Here is an 18,733-nt window from a genome sequence, read left to right on the forward strand (position 1 = left end):
TCCCATTCCAACTGGATGAATGAGGTCGAATGTGGGAGCGGGCTTGCTCGCGAAGGCGGCCTCAAGGGCAACAAATGACTTAAGCTTGGCCATAACAACAAGGAGGGGCCCCGTGAGCGTAATCAGTAAATCCATTCTCCTGGTGGACGACGACCAGGAAATCCGCGAGTTGCTGCAAACTTACCTCAGCCGCGCCGGTTTCCAGGTGCGTGGCGTGCCGGATGGCGCGGGGTTCCGCCAGGCGATGAACGAAGCGCCGTGCGACCTGGTGATCCTTGATGTGATGCTGCCGGACGAAGATGGCTTCAGCCTCTGCCGCTGGATTCGCCAGCACCCGCGCCAGGCGCAGGTGCCGATCATCATGCTCACCGCCAGTTCCGACGAGGCCGACCGCGTGATCGGCCTGGAACTGGGCGCCGACGATTACATCGGCAAGCCCTTCAGTCCCCGTGAGTTGCAGGCGCGAATCAAGGCGCTGTTGCGGCGCTGCCAGTTTGGCCAGGAGCGCAGCGGCGGCGAGGTGCTGGTGTTTGGCGAGTGGCGTCTGGACATGGTCAGCCACCGGCTGTTCCACGTCGACGGCGAGGAAGTGATTCTCTCCGGTGCCGATTTCGCGTTATTGAAACTGTTCCTCGACCATCCCCAGCAAATCCTCGACCGCGACACCATCGGCAACGCCACCCGTGGCCGTGACCTGATGCCCCTGGACCGGATTGTCGACATGGCCGTCAGCCGCTTGCGCCAACGTCTGCGGGACACCGAAAAACCACCCCGGCTGATCCGCACCGTGCGCGGCAGTGGCTATCAATTGGCAGCCAGCGTGGTTGCCGGCAATGCCCACTGAGCGTCTGCGTGAACTGCGCCGGCGGATTCCGGTACCGCGTTCGTTGCTGGGACGGATGTTACTGCTGACCCTGTTGGCGGTACTGTTTGCCCAGGCGCTGTCCAGCGTGATCTGGGTGTCGCAACTGCGGGCTACCCAGCTCGAAGGCCTGGTCACCGCGGCCCGCAGCCTGGCGCATTCGATGACCGCCAGCGTCAGTTATTTCCGTTCCTTGCCGGTGGCCTTTCGGCCGCTGGTGCTGGACCAATTGCGCAGCATGGGCGGCACCCGGTTTGTGGTGACCCTCAATGACAAGCCCCTGGACATGGCGGTGTTGCCGGAAACTCCGCGCAAGCACGCGGTGCTCGGTGCTGTCGAAGAAGTGTTGCGCCAGACCCTGGGCAGCGACGTGCATGTCTCGGTGGAATTCGTCAGCGCCGAAGACCTGCGCATCTTCAATGCGGGTTTGAAACTCGATGAATTGCCGCGCTCCTGGGCGCATTACGCGCTGACCCTGGAGCCGGTGAATCCGCCGGTATTGGTGACCCAGATCCAGCTGGCCCAAGGCGAATGGCTGTACATCGCCTCCTTGCTGCCCGAACCCTACACCAGCCTTGAAGAGCAAGGCCTGCCGTATCAGCAGGTGTGGTTTATCGTGCTCACCAGCGGCTTCCTGCTGCTGTTTATCGGCCTGTTGGTGCACTGGCAAAGCCGTCCGCTCAAGCGCCTGGCCAGGGCGGCGCGGGACATGTCCCTGGGCGCCGACGTGGAGCCGGTGGCCGAAGGCGGCGGCAGCGAAGTGGTGGAAGTGGGCCGCGCGTTCAATGCCATGCGCGAACGCATCAGCCGTTACCTGACGGAACGTAGCCAGCTGTTCAGCGCGATTTCCCACGACCTGCGCACACCCATCACACGCCTGCGGTTGCGGGTGGAATTGCTGGAAGACGAGAACCTGCAAGCCAAATTCGGCCGCGACCTGGATGAGCTGGAGTTGCTGGTCAAAGGCGCATTGCAGTGCGTGAAGGACACGGATATCCACGAGAACATCGAGCCGGTAGACCTCAACCATGTGCTCGACTGCCTGGTGGAACCCTACCTGGCACCCAACGGCAATGGCCGCGTGACCCAACATGGCCGGGCACTCACGACGTACCCGGGCAAGCCGCTGGCGCTCAAGCGCTGCATCGGCAACCTGATCGACAACGCCTTGAAGTACGGGCAGAACGCCCATTTGCATATTGAAGACGATGGTGCGGAGTTCGTCCTTCACGTCGACGACGAAGGCCCGGGCGTACCGGAACAGCGCCTGGAGCAGGTCTTCGAACCGCACTTCCGCCTGGCCGGGCAGCAACAGGGTTATGGCCTGGGCCTCGGCATCGCCCGCAATATCGCCCACAGCCATGGTGGTGAAGTGAGTTTGCAGAATTTGCGCGAGGGTGGCTTGCGGGTGACCTTGCAACTGCCCCGTGGCCTGGATTGAACGCCACCCATACCTCAGCTGATTGAGTACTTGTGGCGAGGGAGCTTGCTCCCGTTGGACTGCGCAGCAGTCCCATCTTTTGGGGCCGCTTCGCGCCCCAACGGGAGCAAGCTCCCTCGCCACATTATTAGTATCCGACGTTACAACTGCGGTTAGACGCTCTGGCGCAACCGGGCCAGATCCCGCAACGGCGGTGCACCAAACAGCCGGCTGTATTCGCGGCTGAACTGCGAGGCGCTTTCATAGCCCACCCGATACCCCGCCGCCGAGGCTTCCAGGCCCTCGGCGATCATCAACCGCCGAGCCTCCTGCAAGCGCAACTGCTTCTGGTACTGCAACGGGCTCATGGCGGTCATCGCCTTGAAGCGGTGGTGCAAGGTCGAGACGCTGAGGTTCACTTCCTTGGCCAAGTCATCAATGCGCAGGGGTTGTTCGTAGTTACCGTTCAGCCAGGTGATCGCCTGGCTGACCCGATGGCTCTGACTGTTGGCAACGGCGATTTCATACAGCCGATAACCCTGCGGGCCACGCAACAAACGGTAGAGAATTTCCCGATTGATCAAAGGCGCCAGCATCGCGATGTCTTTCGGCGTGTCCAGTAATCGGGTCAGGCGCAGTACGGCGTCGAGTAACTGGTTATCCAGGCGGTCGACATACATCCCGCGCGACGTCGGGCGTGTGGGTACACCCATGGGACCGGCTTCGGCAATCAACGCGGTGATTTGGGCCGGGTCAATGTTGACCCGAAGCGACAGGTTGGGGTCTTCCGGCGTCGCATCAATAATGCGCCCGGCCACCGGCATCGAGACCGAGAACACCAGGTAGTTGAGCGGGTCGTAGGCGAAGACTTCATCCGCCAGGCGCACTTCCTTACGGCCCTGAGCCAGGATGCACAGCGCAGGCTCCACCAGTACCGGCATGAAGTCGCGCGGGGTGTTATGGCGGTTGAGGTACAGCGACGTGATCGCCGTGCCGTAGGAACCATCCTCCCAGGTATGCCGACGCACGATACCGGCGAGTTCTGCACGCTGCTTTTCCATATCGGCGTCGAGGGGCGTGGAGCGAAGGTCGGGCGACGACATGGGACATCCTCTGGTGCTTTTGACGATGGGCACAGCTTAACGGCGGCTTTGCAAAAAGCGGTACGTCGATTCTGCACAATCCTTGCCTGATCCTGCGATAAATCGTGAATCAGGCAAGCAGAGGGCTGTCATGCCCCTGAAATACGGCAGTCATGCCGGGAATAAAACCCACAGGCCGATTGCTATCTCTGCGCATCTCGCAGGATTGTGCAATAAGCCGGCAGGAATCGACTAGCTGCATCCACCCCTGCGCCCGTATCTTTGATCCTGTGGCAACACGCCCTCACAGTGCTTGCCGAGCATCACTTCTCAACGGGAGAGTCGAACATGTCCACCCCCATTCCCGCGAGCCATATGGCCTTTATCCGTGCCCGTACCGGGTACAGCACCGAACTGGGTGCACGCTTGAGCAGTTTGATCGAACCGGGCCGCCAGGCTCAGGGTTGCTTGCAATTCTCGTTGCAGCACTCCCTGGCCGACCCGGATGTGTGGTTGGTGTCGGGCTTCTGGAGCAGCGAGCAGGCGATGAGTGCCTACTTCAGCTCGCCGGCGCTGATGGTCTTCACTGAGTTGTTGAATGACATGGTGGTTCGCAGCATGGACTTCCAGACCTTCACCGACGCCTCGGCGGCCAACGCCTATGGCGAGTACCTGCAACTGGCGGGCTAGTGCTTTAGAATGGCCGCCTTTCCCATTGGCCAGGACCTGCAACATGGCACGTAAAGAGTTTGCCCACCACGAAGCCGTTTCCGCCTTGGTGCGTGAAGAAGAGGGTGGCTATAGCGCCGCCATCGCCGTCAAGGCGCTGGATGGCATGGGCGCACCGCGCTTTCACAAGATCCTCGATGGACAGAAATTCAAGACCGCTGATGACGCTGATGATGCTGCAGCTCTGCAACTGGAGCGCTTGGTCAATGTAGATGAAGACGGTCAGCTTTCTTGGGCAGCTTCCGCCAACTAAAACACCGCTGATCCAAATGCGGGAGCGGGCTTGTGTGGGAGCGGGCTTGCTCGCGAATGCGGTGGATCAGTTGGCCTATGCATTGACTGACACGCCCCCTTCGCGAGCAAGCCCGCTCCCACATTTTTATCGCATTCCAATCAGCGTTTCGCGGCGCCTGGGCGGTACATTTTGAACAGCGCTTCCGGCCCCAGCTGAAAATAATCCGCCGGGCCGCCTCCACGCAGGATCGGTTCGGCGGCAGCGGTGTCGTACACCCCGTCTTTCAACAGCCACTTGGCGATATGCACCGCCACGACCTCGCCAAGCACCAGCCAGCTCGGCACCAGCTCCTTGTCGGCGCGCTGCAGCTGAATGATCTGCGTCACCTTGCACTCGAACGACACCGGGCTCTCACCCACGCGAGGCACGGCGATCACCTTTGAAGCCACCGGCGTCAGGCCCGACAATTCAAACTCGTTGACCTCGGGCGAGACCGGCGCGCAGCTCTGGTTCATCTGCTCGGCCAGCGGGCGGGTAGCCAGGTTCCACACGAACTCACCGGTCTGTTCGATGTTGTTCAGGCTGTCTTTGCGCCCGACGCTGGAGAACCCAATGATCGGCGGAATGTAGTTAAACGCATTGAAGAAACTGTAGGGCGCCAGGTTCAGGCGGCCTTCGCGGTCCTGGGACGAAATCCAGCCAATCGGGCGTGGGCCGACGATGGCGTTGAACGGGTCATGGGGCAGGCCGTGGCCGTTGGCGGGTTCGTAGAAATGAATATCGTCGGACATGGCCGGGGTTCCTGCTGCGCGGTTCTGGGGAGGGCACCATAGTGCAATCCAGCGCGGCGGATTTCTATCATCCATATGGAATTTTCATACAGCCCCCACCTATTTTTCACAGCTTCCGGTTCAGTCTGCGCGCCAGGTCGACACCCCCTGATAAGTCGATCGATTGAAAGACTGAGCCTTTGGAGCCTTCTGCACGATGAACAAACTTCCTCAGATCACCCTGGCGTTCTGGGTCATGAAAATCTGCGCCACGACCCTGGGCGAAACCGCCGGGGACTTGCTGTCGATGACCTTGAATGTCGGTTACGCCATCAGCTCGATGATCCTGATCAGCGTGTTCCTGGTCACCCTGGTGACGCAACTCTGGTCGAAAACCTACAACCCGGTGCTGTACTGGATCGTGATCCTGTCCACCAGCACCGCCGGCACCACCATGTCCGACTTTATGGACCGCACGCTGGGGCTAGGTTATGCCACGGGGTCGATGATTCTGGTGTCGATCCTGGTGGCGATCTTTGCCCTGTGGCGTATCAGCGGCGATTCGCTGAACGTGAACAAGGTGCAGACCTTTCGCGGTGAGCTGTTCTACTGGATGGCGATCCTGTTCTCCAACACCCTGGGCACGGCGCTGGGGGATTTCCTGGCGGATGATTCCGGGCTCGGGTTTGCCGGTGGCGCCTTGCTGATCGGCGCGAGCATCGCGGTGGTGGTGTTGCTGAAATACTTCACGCGGATTTCGGCGGTGCTGTTGTTCTGGGTGGCGTTTGTGCTGACCCGGCCGTTCGGCGCCACCCTGGGTGACTTCCTGACCAAACCCCATGAAAAGGGTGGGCTGGACTTTGGCACCATCGGTTCGTCGGCGGTGTTGGCGGCAGTGCTGGTGGTGATGATTGCCGGGGCGGCCTATGCCCAGCGTCGGTATGGGCGCCAGGCGGTTGCCGAGCTGTCTTGAGGCCAATAAAAAAGGGGCCATGTCAGTCAATGACATGGCCCCTTTTTTATTGCCGCCGAACCTTTAGTCCGTGGTAATCCGCGAATGCTTGCGGGTGTCCTTCATGGTCACATACACCAGCAGCGACACCGCAATACACGCGGTGACGTACCAGTAGTACCCGGTTTCCATGCCGATGCTCTTGAACCACAGCGCGATGTATTCAGCGGTGCCGCCGAAGATCGACACGGTCAGCGCATAGGGCAAGCCAACACCCAGGGCGCGGATTTCGGTGGGGAACAATTCAGCCTTCACCACCGCGTTGATCGAGGTGTAGCCGCTGACGATGATCAGCGCCGCCATGATCAGGAAGAACGCGCCCCACCAGGTCTGGATGGTGTGCAGGGTGGTGAGGATCGGCACCGTGAACAGCGTGCCGAGGACGCCGAAGGCGATCAGGATTGGCCGGCGGCCAACCTTGTCCGACAGCCCGCCGATGATGGGTTGCAGGCACATGAACAGGAACAGCGTGGCGGCCGAAATGGTGGTGGAGTCGGAGATGCTCATGCCGACGGTGTTCACCAGGTATTTCTGCATGTAGGTGGTGTAGGTGTAGAACGCCAGGGTACCGCCCATGGTCAGGCCGACCACGGTCATCAGTTCCTTGGGGTGGCGCATCAAGGTGCGCATCGCGCTTTCCTTGGCTTTTTCTTTCTTGGTGAACGACTCGGTTTCTTCCATGCCACGACGCAGGTACAGCGCCACTACTGCAAACAGGGCGCCGATGGCGAACGGGATACGCCAGCCCCAGTCGTACAGCTGCTCGGTAGTCAGGGTCTGTTGCAGCACGATCAGCACGCCAAGGGCGATGAGCTGGCCAGAGATCAGGGTTACGTACTGGAAGCTGGAGTAGAAGCCACGACGTTCCTTGGTCGCCATCTCGCTGAGGTAAGTGGCGGAGGTGCCGTATTCGCCCCCGACCGACAGCCCCTGCAGTAAGCGGGCGAATACCAGCAGGATCGGCGCACCGATACCGATGGCTTCATAACCCGGGCTCAGGGCAATCAGCAACGAGCCGAAGCACATCAGGTACACCGAGGCCATCAAGGCCTTTTTACGCCCGACCTTGTCGGCGTACAGGCCCATCAGCCAGCCACCGATCGGGCGCATCAGGAAGCCCACGGCGAAGATCGCGGCGGTGTTCAGGAGTTGGGCGGTGGTGTCGCCTTTCGGGAAAAAGGTCTTGGCGAAGTACAGAGAGAAAGCAGCGTAGACGTACCAGTCGTACCACTCGACCATGTTGCCGACCGATCCGCTGAAGATCGACCTGATACGGCTGGAGGTGGTGCGTTCTTTTGCCGGCGCAGCCGCCGACCCCAGAGGCAGGGAGTTGGAGTTATCCATTTAAGGATCCTTCATCTAATTGTTTTTGTGGAGCGCGCCCGAGCGCAGCCTGGCTGGGCTATAGCAGGAGCTGTGCCAAACAGATGAAGGCCCGGTCTAGAGGGTTTTGGAGATTTTTTTGAGCGGAAAGTCGCTGATGATTGAAGGGCGATGAGCGGAAAACCGCCTACGAAGATCGCTCCCACGCTCTGCGTGGGCGCGCATCCTGTGACGATCCGCGTCACGATTTTAAGGGCGGACGCGGAGCGTCCAGAGCTGCATTCCCACGCGGAGCGTGGGAATGATCGGTTTAGAGGAACGTGTCCCGCGCCAGGCCATGGCGCTGCATTTTTTCATTGAATGTGCGCCGGGGCAGTTGCAGCTCGGCCAGCACCGCCTTGATATCGCCTTTGTGCCGGGTCAGTGCGGCTTTCAGGCAATGGGCTTCAAAGGCTTCCTGCTGGGCCGCCAACGATTGCCCGGCTTCGGCTTCGATGCCTTCCGGCTCCGGTTCTCCCAGCCCCAGCACCTGGCGTTCAGCGACGTTGGCCAGTTCCCGCACGTTACCCGGCCAGTCATGGCTGAGCAGGCGGCCCAGGGCCGGCCCGCTCAACGGCGCGAAGCTGCGGCCCAGGCGTTCGGCGGCGCTTTGTGCAAAGTGCTCGAACAGCAGCGGAATGTCTTCCCGGCGCTCCCGCAGCGGTGGCAGGCGCAGTTGCGCGACGGTCAGGCGGTAGGCCAAATCCTCACGGAAACGCCCAGCGCGGGCTTCGTCCAGCAGGTCCGGCTTGGTGGCAGCGATGATCCGCAAGTCCACCTTGATGCTTTGATTGGAACCGAGCCGTTCCAGTTTTTGCTCCTGCAACACCCGCAGTAGTTTCACCTGCTGGGCCAGGGGCATGCTTTCAATCTCATCGAGAAACAGGGTGCCGCCGTCGGCGTATTCCAGCTTGCCGATACGCTTGCCCTGGGCGCCGGTAAACGCGCCACTTTCATGGCCGAACAGCTCGGCTTCAAACAGCTGCTCGGGAATCGCCGCGCAGTTCAGCGCCACAAATGGCTTCTTCGCCCGGGGGCCGAAATCATGCAGGCAACGGGCGACCAGTTCCTTGCCGCTGCCGGTTTCACCACGAATCAACACATTCACCGGTAAGCCCGCGAGGTCCAGCACTTGCCGGCGCAGGTTCTGCAAACCGCGCGACACCCCCAGCAGGCTCGATTCCAACTGGGCCCGGTGATCGGCCTGTTGATGCAGGCGGCGGTTTTCCAGCACCAGCCCGCGCTTGTCCAGCGCCCGGCGCAGGCTGCTGAGCAGGGCCTCGGGGCTGAAGGGTTTTTCGAGGAAGTCGTAGGCACCGTCGCGCATGGCTTCGACGGCCATCGGCACATCGCCGTGGCCGGTGAGCAGAATCACCGGCAGGTCGGCGTCGCGCCGCTGCACTTCAGCCAGCAACTCCAGGCCACTGAGGCCGGGCATGCGCACGTCACTCAGGATCACCCCGGGAAAGTCCCTGGGCAATTGCGCCAGGCATTCTTCGGCGCGGCCGAACAACTGCACCTCAAAGCCCGACAGGCTCAGCCATTGCTCGACGGCCGTGCGAATGCTGGCTTCGTCATCGACCACAATCACCGCGTTCAACATAGGTCTGGCGTCTCCAGCGCGATAGGCAAGGTCAGGGTAAAGATCGCCCCGTCACCGTGATTGCCGGCGCTCAGGCGACCGCCGAGTTCGTGGACGATAGCGTACGACACGGCGAGCCCCAAACCGAGCCCGTCGCCCACAGGCTTGGTGGTGAAGAACGGGTCGAACACGCTGTTGAGGTGTTCCTCGGCAATCCCGCCGCCGCTGTCGCTGACGGTCAGGCACCACAGCTGTTGATCGGCATGCAGGCGGATTTCCAGGCGTTTGCGCGGCTTGTCGGCCATGGCGTCGAGTGCGTTGCGCAGCAGGTTGATCAGCACCTGTTCCAGGCGGATCGCGTCGCCGCGTACCCAGGCCGGGCGGGTCAAATCGAGGACGGTGCCGATGGCTTCGTCCCGCAGGCGCGCGTCGAGCAAGTGCAGGGACTGGTCCACCACCGTGGCCAGGTCGAGACGTTCGCGCAGGCCGCTGGGGCTCTTGCGGGCGAAGGTCTTGAGGTGGCCGGTGAGGGCGGCCATGCGCGTGAGCATGTCATCCAGCGGGGTGAGGGCCTGGTAGGCGTCGTCCACCCGGCCGTGATCCAGCAGCAGCCGCAGGGTCGCCAACTGCATGCGCTGGGCGGTCAATGGCTGGTTGATTTCGTGGGCCAGGGCCGCGGACATTTGCCCCAGCGCCGCCAGTTTGGCGGACTGCACCAAACCATCCTGGGCGGTGCGCAGGGCGCGGGTGCGTTCCTCCACCAACTGTTCAAGTTCTTCACGGCTGCGCTGGCGCAGGCGGGCGAGGCGCCAGCGCTGGGTCAGGAACAGCACCAGGAACACCAGCGCCAGCCACGAACCGGCGGCGGCGAGGCCAGCGTTGCGTTGGTCCTCAACGGCAACCTGTGGTTTGCGCAACAGGTGCAGGGTCCAGCCTTCGGCTTTCAGCGGCAGGGATTCCCAGATGTAGTTGGCCTTGCCATCGGGGCCATCGACGCGCATCAGGTGGCTGTTCTCGTCAAAGCGCTGCAACGCTTCAGCGTCCAGCGGCAGCAGCTGTTTCTTGTCGTATTGGCGAGTGGCCTTGAGTTCGGCGTGGTCGCTGTCCGACAACGGACGCAGCGCGCGGTAGCGCCAGCCCGGCTGGTTGGCGATAAACACAATACCCCGCGCATCGCTGACCAGCAGCAGGTCATTGCCCTGAGCCCACTCGCGTTCCAGTTCCGGGAACTCCAGCTTGACCACCATGGCGCCGAGGAATTGTTCGTTCTCGCCGACCACCGCGCTGGAGAGGAAATACCCCGGAATCCCGGTGGTCACCCCCACCGCATAAAACCGCCCGGTGCCCTGGCTCAAGGTTTGGCTGAAATAGGGACGAAACGCGTAGTTGTGCCCCACATAACTGCTGGGCAGGTTCCAGTTGCTGGCGGCCACGGCCAGGCCGTTGCGGTCCATCAGTTCCAGGGTCGAGGACTGGGCGGCGCCATTGATGCGCTCCAGCTTGCGGTTGAGCAAATCCTGGGTGGCGGTGTCCAGCGGGCCCTTCAAGGCGCTGATCATTTCCGAGTCCAGGGCCAGTACCGCGGGCAGGGCGCGGTAACGTTCGATCAGGGTGTGCAGTGAGTTGCCATAGAGCATGAGCTGCTGATTGGCGCGGGCAGCGTCATCCACCAGGGCCAGGCGTTCGGCGTGGCGGGTAGCCAGGGCGGCAGCCAGGACCGCGCCGGCGATGATCAGCAAGGAGTAGAAGGTCAAACGCAGCGGGCGGGGAATCGCAATCATACGAAGATGAACAGTGCAATTAGGGGCGAGCACCATAGCACGCAGCGCATGGCTATTGTGGCGAGGGAGCTTGCTCCCGCTGGGGCGCGTAGCGGCCCCAAAAATGGGAGCGCTGCGCACTGGAGCGCCAGCCCGGTCCAGCGGGAGCAAGCTCCCTCGCCACAGTGAGAGGTGCATGGCACAAAAAAAGGCGACCGTAGTGGTCGCCTTTCATCCTGCAGGGGAAGGCTTACTGCACCTCTACCGCCAGGCTTTCACTGATCTTTTTCTGCCAGATGGCAGGACCGGTGATGTGTACCGACTCGCCCTTGCTATCCACTGCAACGGTAACCGGCATGTCTTTCACGTCGAACTCGTAGATCGCTTCCATACCCAGCTCGGCGAACGCCACGACGCGGGATTTCTTGATGGCTTGGGCCACCAGGTAAGCCGCGCCGCCCACTGCCATCAGGTAAACCGCTTTGTGGTCCTTGATCGCTTCGATAGCGGTCGGACCGCGCTCGGATTTGCCGATCATGCCCAACAGGCCGGTTTGCTCGAGGATCTGGCGGGTGAACTTGTCCATCCGCGTGGCGGTGGTCGGACCGGCAGGCCCCACCACTTCTTCGCGTACCGGATCAACCGGGCCGACGTAGTAGATGAAGCGACCCTTGAGGTCCACCGGCAGGGTTTCGCCCTTGTTCAGCATCTCGACCATGCGCTTGTGCGCTGCGTCGCGACCGGTGAGCATCTTGCCGTTGAGCAGTACGGTTTCGCCCGGCTTCCAGCTCTGTACGTCTTCCGGGGTCAGGGTGTCGAGGTTGACGCGACGGGCCGACGGGCCGGCTTCCCAGACGATTTCCGGGTAGGCGTCCAGCGGTGGTGCTTCCAGCGACGCAGGGCCCGAGCCGTCGAGTACGAAGTGCGCGTGACGGGTGGCGGCGCAGTTGGGGATCATGCACACCGGCAGCGAGGCCGCGTGGGTCGGGTAGTCCATGATTTTCACGTCGAGTACGGTGGTCAGGCCACCCAGGCCCTGGGCGCCGATGCCCAGTTGGTTGACCTTCTCGAACAGCTCCAGGCGCATCTCTTCGATGCGGTTGGACGGGCCGCGCTTCTTCAGCTCGTGGATGTCGATGGATTCCATCAACACTTCCTTGGCCATCACGGCGGCCTTCTCGGCGGTGCCGCCGATGCCAATGCCGAGCATGCCCGGTGGGCACCAGCCGGCGCCCATGGTCGGAACGGTCTTCAGCACCCAGTCGACGATCGAGTCGGACGGGTTGAGCATGGCCATTTTCGACTTGTTCTCGGAACCACCGCCTTTGGCGGCCACGTCCACTTCCACGGTGTTACCCGGGACGATGGAGTAGTGGATCACGGCAGGGGTGTTGTCCTTGGTGTTTTTACGCGCACCGGCCGGGTCGGCGAGGATCGAGGCCCGCAGCACGTTTTCCGGCAGATTGTACGCCTGGCGCACGCCTTGGTTGATCATGTCGTCCAGGCTCATGGTGGCGCCATCCCAGCGCACGTCCATGCCGACACGTACGAATACGGTGACAATCCCGGTGTCCTGGCAGATCGGGCGGTGGCCGGTGGCACACATGCGCGAGTTGATCAGGATCTGTGCCATGGAGTCACGGGCCGCTGGCGACTCTTCGCGAAGGTAGGCCTCGTGCATCGCCTGGATGAAGTCAACGGGATGGTAATAGGAAATGAATTGCAGGGCGTCGGCAACGCTCTGAATCAGGTCGTCTTGCTTGATCACGGTCATGAGTCGCGCTCCTCTATAAGGGAACATTCAATAAAGGTGGCGTCAGTGTTGCATCGGTCGGCTGAAGCCACCTTTCCAAGGCACGCCAAAGTGGTGCAGGCGCGACGCTAAAAAGGCGCGGCAGTATAACCCGCCGCGGTGGCCGATACACCCGACTATGGTCATGAATGCCGGTCCCGGTTCACTGTAGGAGCGAGCTTGCTCGCGAAAAACGTGAATCTGGTGGGTTTCGTCAGGCCGCCCGCGTTATCGTTAGCGACCTTCGCGAGCAAGCTCGCTCCTACAGTTGAAGAGTTTTATGCCTGAACTTCACGTCGGCGAACGCCACTGGTCGGTAGCCGCCGGCAGCAACTTGCTGGATGCCCTGAATCAGGCAGGTGTGGCCGTGCCCTACAGCTGCCGCGCCGGTAGCTGCCATGCCTGCCTGGTGCGTTGCCAGGGTGCCCTTCAGGACAATCAACCGGATGCCCTGAGCCTGGCGCAACGCCAGGACGGCTGGCGCCTGGCTTGCCAGTGCCAGGTGACGGGTGACTTGCAGATCGAAGCCTTTGACCCGCTGCGTGATGGACTGCCGGCGACGGTCCAGAGCGTCGATTGGTTGACCTCGAGCGTATTGCGCCTGCGGCTGCACCCCGAGCGCGGCTTGCGCTACCGGGCGGGGCAGCATCTGGTGCTGTGGGCGGGCAGCATTGCGCGGCCGTACTCATTGGCCAGCCTGCCCCAGGACGATCCGTTTCTCGAATTTCACATCGATTGCCGCCTGCCCGGCGAGTTCAGCGACGCCGCCCGCCAGTTCAAGGCCGGTGACAGTCTGCGCTTGGGCGAACTGCGGGGCGGGGCGTTGCAGTACGACCCCGACTGGCAATCCCGGCCGCTCTGGCTGCTGGCCTCGGGCACCGGACTTGGCCCCTTGTGGGGCGTGCTACGTGAGGCCTTGCGCCAGGATCACCAAGGCGCCATCCGGGTCATTCATCTGGCCCATGACGCTGACGGTCATTATCTGGCCGAGCCACTGGCGCAGTTGGCTGCGGCGCATCCGAACGTGACGGTTGAGCTATGGACGGCGGCCGGGTCGACTGACGCTTTGGCGCAACTGCGGCTTGTTTCCCGGCAAACTCTGGCCTTACTCTGCGGGCACCCTGCCAGCGTCGAGGCCTTCTCCAAGCGCCTGTTCCTGGCCGGACTGCCGCGCAATCAACTGCTGGCCGATGTGTTCCTGCCCCGTGGTTGAGCGCTGAATTTTCCAGCCGCGAGATTTGCCATGACCGATGCCATCCTGCAGCAACGCGAACGCGGGTTGCTGATCCTGCAGCTCAACCGCCCGGACAAGAAAAACGCCCTGACCCGCGCCATGTACAGCCAACTGGCCGAAGCACTGGAGCAGGCGGATGCCGATACCCGCGTCAACGCCGTGTTGATCCAGGGCAGCAGTGAGTGTTTCACCGCCGGTAACGATATTGGCGACTTCCTTGAACAACCGCCGGCTGATCTCGACACTCCGGTGTTTCACTTCATGCGCAGCTTGCTCAATTGCCGCAAGCCGGTGATTGCGGCCGTGGCGGGGGTGGCGGTGGGGATTGGTACGACGCTGCTGCTGCATTGTGACCTGGTGTATGTCAGCCGGGATGCACGGTTGCGCATGCCGTTCGTCAACCTGGGGTTGTGTCCGGAGTTTGGTTCCAGCTTGATCCTGCCGCGCTTGCTGGGGCATGCCAAGGCGGCGGAGTTGTTGCTGCTGGGTGAAGGCTTTACCGGTGAGCAGGCTGCCGCTTGGGGCATTGCCACTGAGGCATTGGGCAGCGGCGAATCAGCCCTGGCCAAGGCGCGGGAAGTCGCTGGACGGTTTGAGACCCTGGCGCCGGGTGCGGTGCAGGTCAGCAAGCATCTGATGAAAAGCGTCGATCGCGAGCAGTTGCGCAGGGTGATCGAGGAGGAGGGGGCGTTGTTTACCCAGCGGTTGAAGTCACCGGAGGCGATTGCGGCGTTGTCGGCGTTTATCGTTCGGCGATGAATGGGCGTTGACTGTTCGGACGTCTTCTCGAGCAAGCCCGCTCCCACATTCGACCGCATTTCTTCAGAATGTACGCGGTTAAATGTGGGAGCGGGCTTGCTCGCGAAGAGGCCAGTAAAGCCAATACACAAGCCAATCTGGAATGCAAAAAGCCCCGCCATTCACAGGGCGGGGCTTTTGTTTTTCAGCGTGTCACTCAGACCATTGGGTCGCCAACGTGCAGGATCTTCATGCCGTTGGTGCCGCCGATGGTGTGGTAGCTGTCGCCCTTGGTCAGGATGACCCAGTCGCCTTTCTCCACAACACCGCGCTTGAGCAACTCGTCGATCGCGGCCTGGCTGACTTGCTCAGGCGGCAGCGATGCCGGGTCGAACGGTACGGTGTAGACACCACGGAACATGGCCGCGCGGGCTTGGGTTTCGCGGTGCGGGGAGAATGCGTAGATCGGGATCGAAGAACGGATGCGCGACATGATCAACGGCGTATAGCCACTTTCGGTCAAGGCGATGATCGCTTTCACGCCCGGGAAGTGGTTGGCGGTGTACATGGCGGCGAGCGCGATGCTCTGGTCGCAGCTTTCGAAGACCTTGCCGATACGGTGGCTGGAGGTCTTGCTGGTCGGGTGCTTTTCAGCGCCGACGCAGATGCGTGCCATGGCCTGCACGGCTTCCAGCGGGTACGGGCCAGCCGCACTTTCAGCCGAGAGCATTACGGCGTCGGTGTAGTCGAGCACGGCGTTGGCCACGTCGGACACTTCGGCACGGGTCGGCATCGGATTCTGGATCATCGACTCCATCATCTGGGTCGCAACGATCACCGCTTTATTGTGGCGACGTGCGTGCAGGATGATTTTCTTCTGGATACCGATCAGCTCGGCGTCGCCGATTTCCACGCCGAGGTCGCCACGGGCAACCATCACGGCGTCGGACGCCTTGATCAGGCCGTCGAGGGTTTCGTCATCGGCCACGGCTTCGGCGCGTTCGATCTTCGCCACCAGCCAGGCAGTACCGCCGGCTTCGTCGCGCAGTTTACGGGCGTATTCCATGTCGGCGGCGTCGCGCGGGAAGGATACCGCGAGGTAGTCCACTTCCATTTCGGCGGCGAGCTTGATGTCGGCCTTGTCTTTTTCAGTCAGGGCCGGGGCAGTCAGGCCACCGCCGCGACGGTTGATGCCTTTGTGGTCCGACAGCGGGCCGCCGATAATCACGGTGCAATTCAGTTCGGTCGGGGTGGCGGTGTCGACGCGCATTACCACACGGCCGTCGTCCAGCAGCAGTTCGTCGCCGACGCCGCAGTCTTTCACCAGGTCCGGGTAGTCGATACCCACGACTTGCTGGTTGCCTTCGGTCAGGGGATGGCTGGTGGAGAAAGTGAACTGGTCACCGATCTTCAGCTCGATCCGCTTGTTGGTGAATTTGGCGATACGGATTTTCGGGCCTTGCAGGTCACCCAGCAATGCAACGAAGCGGCCATGCTTGGCGGCCAGGTCACGCACCAGCTTGGCGCGAGCCTTGTGCTCGTCTGGGGTGCCGTGGGAGAAGTTCAGACGGGCAACGTCCAGGCCAGCCAGAATCAGCTGTTCGAGGACTTCCGGCGAGTTACTGGCCGGGCCAAGGGTGGCGACGATTTTGGTACGACGGACGGACATGCACGGACTCCTGAGTTCAAGCGCTGAGGAAGGCTACTATGCTCTTTGGTTGTAGTCATTGTTCGTTTGCACTACTTATCGATGATTCGCTTGTTTTCAACTCTGCATGAACAGATGAACAACCTTGAAGATTTTCGATGAAGGGTCGATACACTGCACAAGACAGGAGAACCCCCATGCGAATCGTGATCATTGCTGCCCTGGCCGTCAGTGTTGTCGGCTGCACCCGTTGGTCGATGGACCATCATTTGAACAACGCGTACCGCGCCTATGGCGTCGGCGATTGCCAGCGGGTCACCCTTGAGTTGTCCCAGGTCGACCGTGAGAGCCGTTCCCGGCGCTATGTGCAGCCGGAAGTCTCGATGCTGCGCGGGCAGTGCCTGGAGCGCGAGAAACTGTTCGTCGATGCGGCGCAAACCTATCAGTTCATCATCAGCCAGTACCCGGCGAGCGAGTACGCTTTCCGTGCCCGCGCTCGCCTGGACACCCTGCAGCAACTGGGGCATTACCCCGGTGCGAGCGCCGCCCAGCCGCGTCCCGCGTCGTTGTGATGATATTTGTCAGGCCATAGCTGGCTCGTTGCCAGTCTTGGGCTAATCTTTGAAGGTCAGTTTGTATAAGTTTCTATTCAAACGGATGGAATACCCGGATTTGGCAGTTGTAGAAGTGGCAACGCGTTTGCGATTGTCGCACCGATATCCGGGGAGAGCGGGCCTTTGGGCTCGTTTCGAATCACTGGAGCGGCCACAAACATGGCCATTGGATGGCGACCTCATCATGTTTACTTCCCGACGGATCGAGCGGCATCAGTTACCTTGCTTTCTTCAAGTGTTCAATCGCCTGACGGACAAGCCCATTGGCTATTTGGGCAATGTCTCCGCGCAGGGGCTGATGTTGATCAGCCAATTGCCCATGATGGTCGACGTGGAGTTCGAGCTGCGCTTGAAGATCCCGGGGCCTGAGGGCCAGGTACAGGCGGTAGACCTCACGGCGACCTGCCTGTGGTGCCATGAGGACATAAACCCCAGGCATTACGACTCCGGGTTCAGTGTGTCCCAGGCGCCCGCCGAATATGGAGAGGTGATCAACGCACTGTTGAGTTACTTCAGCTTTGATCCCTTGCAGGCCTCTGCCTAGGCGCCGTGCGCCAACATTCATAGCACGCCGGCTTTTTTCCAGCCCAGGTAACGGGTCACCAGGGCGGCTCCCAGTTCTGAAGGCAGTGTGTCCAGCAGCGACAGGCCGTGGGCGTTCAAGCGGTCATGGAGTTCGTCCCGGGTGTTGAGATAGTCGACATTCCCGCAATAGGCCAAGGCTTCGGGCAGGGTTTGCACGGGGGCCTGGCGTAACTGGTCAAGGACCTCTTCCCGCAGGCTGGCAACCAGGACACGGTGCTGGCGACTGAGGCGTTTAACAGCGCTCAATAGTTCTTCATCATCCTCATCGCGCAAATTGGTCACGACGATCACCAACGAGCGGCGTTTCTGCCGGGCCAGCAGCTGGCTGGCGGCGGCCTGGTAATCGGCCGTACGCCGGGAAGTGTCCGGGTCATACACCGCATTCAGCAGCAGGTTGAGCTGGCCGCTGCCCTTGACCGGCGCCAGGTAGCGCGGCTGGTCGCAGGCAAAGGTGCAGAGCCCCACGGCATCACCCTGGCGCAGGGCGACATAGCTGAGCAGCAGACAAGCATTGAGGGCATGGTCGAAGTGCGACAGGTCGGCGTCCTGGCTGCGCATACGCCGGCCACAATCGAGCATGAACATGATCTGCTGGTCGCGCTCGTCCTGGTACTCCCGGGCAATGGGCGTGCGTTGCCGTGCGGTGGCTTTCCAGTCGATCTGGCGCAGGCTGTCGCCCTCGCGAAACTCGCGCAGTTGATGAAATTCCAGGCCCAGCCCGCGCCGTTGGCGCTGACGTACGCCAAGCTGGTTGAGCCAGTTGTCCACCGCCAGCAGCTGCGCGCCATACAGGCGCGCGAAGTCCGGGTAGACCCGGGTGGCATCGCTGACGTCTATCAACCGCCGTGCCGACCACAACCCCAGAGGGCTGGGAAGGTGGACTTCGCACCGGGTAAAACTGAAATGCCCGCGCCTTTGGGGTTTCAACCGGTAACCCAATTCACTCTGCTCTGCGGGCAGCAGTTCGATGGATTGTGGCAGGTTCTCCACCGTCAAACCGTCCGGTACATGATCGAATACCTGGACCACCATTGGCTGGGGATAGTCGTGGTCCAGCGTCACCCGCACCTCGCCCCAGCGACCCAGCGCCAGGCTCCCGGGCATCTGCCGTCGCACGCGTGGGGATGGCCGGCGGTGCAAACGGCCGGCATCCAGCAGGGCCAGTAACAACAGGGCCAGCAGCAGGCCCCACGTCACGGCGTGCAGGGTGTCTGGCACCTTGATCTGCAGCGCCCCCAGTGCGCCGAGCAGGACACTCAGGCCCAGCAGCACACCGAGCCAGATCAATAGCAGGCGGGTCGGTCTCAT

Annotated in this window: 17 protein-coding genes; 9 read left to right on the top strand and 8 right to left on the bottom strand. The window is 61.8% G+C overall.

What is annotated here, in order from left to right:
- The first annotated feature begins 112 nt into the window (after window positions 1–112).
- On the top strand, window positions 113–844 hold the full coding sequence (locus tag D109_RS0103140; RefSeq protein WP_003214124.1) for a response regulator: 732 nt from the start codon (window positions 113–115) through the stop codon (window positions 842–844).
- On the top strand, window positions 834–2,303 hold the full coding sequence (locus D109_RS0103145) for an ATP-binding protein (RefSeq protein WP_017475638.1): 1,470 nt from the start codon (window positions 834–836) through the stop codon (window positions 2,301–2,303). The genes D109_RS0103140 and D109_RS0103145 overlap by 11 nt, the downstream gene beginning before the upstream one ends.
- A 152-nt stretch (window positions 2,304–2,455) precedes the next feature.
- On the opposite strand, the gene D109_RS0103150 is transcribed toward D109_RS0103145, so the two are convergent.
- A complete protein-coding gene (locus tag D109_RS0103150; protein WP_017475639.1) occupies window positions 2,456–3,385 on the bottom strand; it encodes an AraC family transcriptional regulator in 930 nt (309 codons plus the stop codon).
- 327 nt (window positions 3,386–3,712) lie between these two features.
- Between D109_RS0103150 and D109_RS0103155 the strand changes: the two genes are divergently transcribed.
- The gene (locus D109_RS0103155; protein ID WP_003214130.1) at window positions 3,713–4,054 is read left to right on the top strand and encodes an antibiotic biosynthesis monooxygenase family protein; all 342 of its coding nucleotides are present in this window, start codon (window positions 3,713–3,715) and stop codon (window positions 4,052–4,054) included.
- Between the two features lie 43 nt (window positions 4,055–4,097).
- Window positions 4,098–4,346, top strand: a complete 249-nt coding sequence (locus D109_RS0103160; RefSeq protein WP_017475640.1) for a hypothetical protein — start codon at window positions 4,098–4,100, stop codon at window positions 4,344–4,346.
- Between the two features lie 140 nt (window positions 4,347–4,486).
- Here D109_RS0103160 and D109_RS0103165 read toward each other — a convergent pair whose 3' ends face one another.
- On the bottom strand, window positions 4,487–5,119 hold the full coding sequence (locus D109_RS0103165; RefSeq protein ID WP_017475641.1) for a flavin reductase family protein: 633 nt from the start codon (window positions 5,117–5,119) through the stop codon (window positions 4,487–4,489).
- A 196-nt stretch (window positions 5,120–5,315) separates the two neighbouring features.
- Here D109_RS0103165 and D109_RS0103170 point away from each other — a divergent pair, with 196 nt between their 5' ends.
- Window positions 5,316–6,071: a membrane protein gene (locus D109_RS0103170; protein WP_017475642.1), complete on the top strand. Its 756-nt coding sequence runs from the start codon at window positions 5,316–5,318 to the stop codon at window positions 6,069–6,071.
- A gap of 63 nt (window positions 6,072–6,134) precedes the next feature.
- Here D109_RS0103170 and D109_RS0103175 read toward each other — a convergent pair whose 3' ends face one another.
- The 4 genes from D109_RS0103175 to D109_RS0103190 form a co-directional block, all read right to left on the bottom strand.
- Window positions 6,135–7,454, bottom strand: a complete 1,320-nt coding sequence (locus D109_RS0103175; protein ID WP_017475643.1) for an MFS transporter — start codon at window positions 7,452–7,454, stop codon at window positions 6,135–6,137.
- A 289-nt stretch (window positions 7,455–7,743) separates the two neighbouring features.
- A complete protein-coding gene (locus D109_RS0103180) occupies window positions 7,744–9,075 on the bottom strand; it encodes a sigma-54 dependent transcriptional regulator (protein WP_017475644.1) in 1,332 nt (443 codons plus the stop codon).
- Window positions 9,069–10,835: an ATP-binding protein gene (locus D109_RS0103185; protein WP_017475645.1), complete on the bottom strand. Its 1,767-nt coding sequence runs from the start codon at window positions 10,833–10,835 to the stop codon at window positions 9,069–9,071. The genes D109_RS0103180 and D109_RS0103185 overlap by 7 nt, the downstream gene beginning before the upstream one ends.
- Window positions 10,836–11,064: 229 nt before the next feature.
- The gene (locus D109_RS0103190) at window positions 11,065–12,588 is read right to left on the bottom strand and encodes a fumarate hydratase (protein WP_003214142.1); all 1,524 of its coding nucleotides are present in this window, start codon (window positions 12,586–12,588) and stop codon (window positions 11,065–11,067) included.
- 298 nt (window positions 12,589–12,886) lie between these two features.
- Here D109_RS0103190 and D109_RS0103195 point away from each other — a divergent pair, with 298 nt between their 5' ends.
- Together D109_RS0103195 and D109_RS0103200 are read left to right on the top strand one after the other, a co-directional pair.
- The gene (locus D109_RS0103195; protein ID WP_017475646.1) at window positions 12,887–13,819 is read left to right on the top strand and encodes an iron-sulfur-binding ferredoxin reductase; all 933 of its coding nucleotides are present in this window, start codon (window positions 12,887–12,889) and stop codon (window positions 13,817–13,819) included.
- A gap of 30 nt (window positions 13,820–13,849) precedes the next feature.
- Window positions 13,850–14,599, top strand: coding sequence for an enoyl-CoA hydratase-related protein (locus tag D109_RS0103200; protein WP_017475647.1), 750 nt, complete (start codon window positions 13,850–13,852; stop codon window positions 14,597–14,599).
- A gap of 196 nt (window positions 14,600–14,795) precedes the next feature.
- Here D109_RS0103200 and pyk read toward each other — a convergent pair whose 3' ends face one another.
- A complete protein-coding gene (pyk, locus tag D109_RS0103205) occupies window positions 14,796–16,247 on the bottom strand; it encodes a pyruvate kinase (RefSeq protein ID WP_017475648.1) in 1,452 nt (483 codons plus the stop codon).
- Window positions 16,248–16,423: 176 nt separating this feature from the next.
- Between pyk and D109_RS0103210 the strand changes: the two genes are divergently transcribed.
- Window positions 16,424–16,798, top strand: coding sequence for a tol-pal system YbgF family protein (locus D109_RS0103210; RefSeq protein WP_017475649.1), 375 nt, complete (start codon window positions 16,424–16,426; stop codon window positions 16,796–16,798).
- A gap of 226 nt (window positions 16,799–17,024) precedes the next feature.
- A complete protein-coding gene (locus tag D109_RS0103215; RefSeq protein ID WP_026077752.1) occupies window positions 17,025–17,384 on the top strand; it encodes a PilZ domain-containing protein in 360 nt (119 codons plus the stop codon).
- Window positions 17,385–17,401: 17 nt separating this feature from the next.
- Here the strand turns inward: D109_RS0103215 and D109_RS0103220 are convergent, their stop codons facing one another.
- A complete protein-coding gene (locus tag D109_RS0103220; protein ID WP_017475651.1) occupies window positions 17,402–18,733 on the bottom strand; it encodes a DUF58 domain-containing protein in 1,332 nt (443 codons plus the stop codon).

The organism is Pseudomonas sp. PAMC 26793, from assembly GCF_000313235.1.
Taxonomy (GTDB): Bacteria; Pseudomonadota; Gammaproteobacteria; order Pseudomonadales; family Pseudomonadaceae; genus Aquipseudomonas; species Aquipseudomonas yamanorum.

Bases quoted from the DNA above. Each gene is read 5' to 3' on its own strand.
- D109_RS0103185 (WP_017475645.1), bottom strand. From the start codon at position 10,835: ATGATTGCGATTCCCCGCCCGCTGCGTTTGACCTTCTACTCCTTGCTG.
- D109_RS0103200 (WP_017475647.1), top strand. From the start codon at position 13,850: ATGACCGATGCCATCCTGCAGCAACGCGAACGCGGGTTGCTGATCCTG.
- D109_RS0103210 (WP_017475649.1), top strand. From the start codon at position 16,424: ATGCGAATCGTGATCATTGCTGCCCTGGCCGTCAGTGTTGTCGGCTGC.
- D109_RS0103160 (WP_017475640.1), top strand. From the start codon at position 4,098: ATGGCACGTAAAGAGTTTGCCCACCACGAAGCCGTTTCCGCCTTGGTG.
- D109_RS0103150 (WP_017475639.1), bottom strand. From the start codon at position 3,385: ATGTCGTCGCCCGACCTTCGCTCCACGCCCCTCGACGCCGATATGGAA.
- D109_RS0103195 (WP_017475646.1), top strand. From the start codon at position 12,887: ATGCCTGAACTTCACGTCGGCGAACGCCACTGGTCGGTAGCCGCCGGC.
- D109_RS0103190 (WP_003214142.1), bottom strand. From the start codon at position 12,588: ATGACCGTGATCAAGCAAGACGACCTGATTCAGAGCGTTGCCGACGCC.
- D109_RS0103175 (WP_017475643.1), bottom strand. From the start codon at position 7,454: ATGGATAACTCCAACTCCCTGCCTCTGGGGTCGGCGGCTGCGCCGGCA.
- D109_RS0103170 (WP_017475642.1), top strand. From the start codon at position 5,316: ATGAACAAACTTCCTCAGATCACCCTGGCGTTCTGGGTCATGAAAATC.
- D109_RS0103155 (WP_003214130.1), top strand. From the start codon at position 3,713: ATGTCCACCCCCATTCCCGCGAGCCATATGGCCTTTATCCGTGCCCGT.
- D109_RS0103180 (WP_017475644.1), bottom strand. From the start codon at position 9,075: ATGTTGAACGCGGTGATTGTGGTCGATGACGAAGCCAGCATTCGCACG.
- pyk (WP_017475648.1), bottom strand. From the start codon at position 16,247: ATGTCCGTCCGTCGTACCAAAATCGTCGCCACCCTTGGCCCGGCCAGT.
- D109_RS0103215 (WP_026077752.1), top strand. From the start codon at position 17,025: ATGTTTACTTCCCGACGGATCGAGCGGCATCAGTTACCTTGCTTTCTT.
- D109_RS0103165 (WP_017475641.1), bottom strand. From the start codon at position 5,119: ATGTCCGACGATATTCATTTCTACGAACCCGCCAACGGCCACGGCCTG.
- D109_RS0103145 (WP_017475638.1), top strand. From the start codon at position 834: ATGCCCACTGAGCGTCTGCGTGAACTGCGCCGGCGGATTCCGGTACCG.
- D109_RS0103220 (WP_017475651.1), bottom strand. From the start codon at position 18,733: ATGAGACCGACCCGCCTGCTATTGATCTGGCTCGGTGTGCTGCTGGGC.